This is a genomic window from Armatimonadia bacterium, assembly GCA_039679385.1.
In the GTDB taxonomy this organism is placed as follows: domain Bacteria; phylum Armatimonadota; class Zipacnadia; order Zipacnadales; family JABUFB01; genus JAJFTQ01.
In genome coordinates, this window is record JBDKVB010000144.1 from 1 (window position 1) to 2959 (window position 2959).

Consider the following 2959-nt stretch of genomic DNA (forward strand, 5'->3'; position numbering starts at 1 on the left):
CGATCTGCCGGCGGCCGATCGCACACCCTCACCGGAGGCCACCGTACTCATGTCCTCGCTTCGGGCTTGCTTCCGCCTCACAGCCGTTCTGCTCCTCACCCTCGCCTTCAAGGGAGGCGCCTTCGCAGTGGACAACCCGCCAGTGGAGTACCTTAGTCGTGAGGCCTTCGGTCGCATCGCCTACCAGCTTCAGGGCTGGGGAGTGCTGGGCGTCGACGTCTGCGCCCACGCGGCGAACCAGACCCCGCTCAAGCTGCGCATCAAGGACACAAGCTACGAGCGCGGACTCGGGACGCACGCCTCAGGTGAGCTGCTCGTGGACCTGGGCGGCCTTTATGAGACCTTCGAGGCCGAGGCCGGTCTCCAGTGGCAGGGCGCCAGCCCGAACTGCGGTGGCAGCATCGTCATGCAGGTCTTCGTCGATGGCAGACTCGCTTTCGACAGCGGCGTCCTGCACGACACGGACGCGGCCAAGCCTGTTCGGATCTCGGTGAAGGGTGCCGAGGAGCTGCGCCTGGTCGTCACCGACGCCGGCGACGGCATTCTGTGTGACTGCGCGAACTGGGCTGAGGCGCGTCTGACCCGCGACCCCGAAGCAGCAGGTCGAATCGTCGAGGACAGCTTCGACGCAGGCCGCTTCGCTCGCGTGGTGACCAGTGACCCGCACCGCATGGACGGCGCGCGTTCGACGCGTGTGCAGGAGTTCCGGGCCGAAGACGTCTTCCTGGAGAGCAACCTGCGCCCCAATCCGGACGGCAGCTACATGGTCCCGCAGGCGACCGACAGGACCAGCACGATTGGCCTTGTCTGGACCGAAGTGCGAGTGCCGACACGCCTGGAGTTGGTCTTCGCACCGGGCCTTGTCATGCCGCCCACGACAGGCGTCGCGGTGCAAGCCTGGGAGGGCGAATCGCTCTGGCAGGGAGAGTGGAAACCGCTCCAGGGCACGATTGAGGTCCGGGGCGATCGCTGGGTCTTCGCGATGGACCCCTCGGTGAACCCCGGTCTCGGCGCAGGCCGACGGAAGGTCCGCTGGGTGTTCCCTGCGCTCCCGATGCCGCTGCAGATCGCGAGAGTCGCAGCCTACACGCACTCGCGATGGGAATCTGCCCAGGTGCGTGTGGAGCTCGAGCAACCTCGTCCGGGCGAGAAGGGCACCGTCGAGGTCTACAACGGAGAGCTGACCACTAAGGACGGCGCGAGGCTGTCCGCCTCCTGGGACCTGTCGCGCCCGCTTGACCTTGAGGTGCGCTACACCCGACCCCGGCAGTGGAAGTGGGATCGCACAACGCTGCGCCTGCGCATCCCCGGAGCCCAGGGCGACGAAGCCGCCTTTGCGGTTGCCCTGGAAGACCTGGTGGCCCATGGCTCGATGTACGTGCGCTCCGCAGGGGTCTTCGTGACCTTGCTCCCGGCGAAGCAGACCCTCGCCCAGGCCAAACAGGCGAGCGCTGGTTACCAGACTATTCGTGAGCGCGTGTCGGCGATGCCCGATCAGACCCGTGAGCAGGCCTGGGAGCACGTCCACAACCCGGTGCAGAACCTCGGGCCGACCATGGTCTCCCTCGCTTGCGACAACCGAAAGTGGACCGTCCAGCGTGAGGGCGTGATCCAGTTCGGCCTCGTGCCCGACCTGCCCGACCCGCTCCTGTATGCGCCACGTACCTTCCCCTGTGAACTGCGGCCGGTGTTCGGCTCCGGCGACAACGCCAACCTCGACCGCCATGTGGAGGACGGTTGGCTGCCGATTCCGACCAGCACCGTCCGTCAGGGCACCACGACATACTCCGAAGGGTTCTACGTGGTCCCGCAGGAAGCAGCACCGGCTGGCATACCGGCGTGGATGAGTCGCAAGCCGCTCGGTGTGGCCGAGTTCACCCTTCGCAACGAGGCCGACCAGCCCGCCGAGGTGTCACTGGCTCTTGCCTGCCTGACGGACGCGGCCAAGGGTGAGACGGCGCAAGTTCTGTCCGTGCCCCGGGGAGCGGTGCTGCACAACGGCACGCAGATTCTTGCGCTGGTCGACTGCTCCGAAGCCCAGCCGCTGACGCTGAGCCTCGACCCGGCCGGTCCAGTCCTCAAGGGCCAGCTTCCCGCGAGGGCAGCAGCCCGCTGCGTGGTCCTGCTCCCCGGGTGGTTTGTGCCGACCTCAGATCATGGCAGCCTGACCTACAAGCCCGAGCTTCTCGACACCGCCAGGGCCTACTGGCAGAGCCTGCTGGCCGAGGCCATGCAGGTCGAGACACCCGATGAGTTCCTGAACGACACGCTCAAGGCCTCGCAGGTGGCCTGCCTGATCGCCGCCCGCAACGAGGCCGACGGTGCTCGCATCTCCCCCTGGATTGCCTGTGACAGGTATGGTCCGCTGGAGAGCGAGGCCAACACCATCGTCCGTGGCATGGACCTGTTCGGCCACCACGACTTCTCGCGCCGCGCTCTGCAGTTCTTCGTCCGGCGCTACAACCCGGCCGGATTCCTGACCACCGGCTACACCCTCATGGGCACCGGCTGGCACCTCCACTCCCTGGGCGAGCACTACCAATTGACCCGCGACCGCGACTGGCTCACCGGGATTGCCCCGCAGGTTGAGTCGCTGTGCCGGTGGATCGCCCGCCAACGGAACATGACCAAGAGCGTGGACGAGAACCTGGCCAAGGTCCCGGAGTACGGGCTGGTTCCGCCCGGTGTCACGGCCGACTGGAGCCTCTTCGCCTACCGCTTCTACAATCAGGCCTTCTACTGTGGCGGTCTCCGCGCAGCGGCTGAGGCACTGCAGGGCCTGGACGTCGCAGGCTCGAGCGAACTGGTCGCACAGGCCGCCGACTTCCAGAACGAGCTGCTGCGTGCCTATCACTGGGCGCAGGGACGTCTCCCGGTCCTCGAATCGCCCTCCGGCGACTGGATCCCGGCTCCGGCTACCATGCTTGAGGCTCCCGGCAAGGTCGAGGAATACTACCCT

Annotated in this window: 1 protein-coding gene; it reads left to right on the plus strand. The window is 66.9% G+C overall.

The genetic code is table 11. The features are described from left to right. Positions 1 to 49: 49 nt before the first annotated feature. The coding region (locus ABFE16_16660) for an NPCBM/NEW2 domain-containing protein (protein ID MEN6346937.1) at positions 50 to 2959 on the plus strand (2910 nt) is incomplete at its 3' end.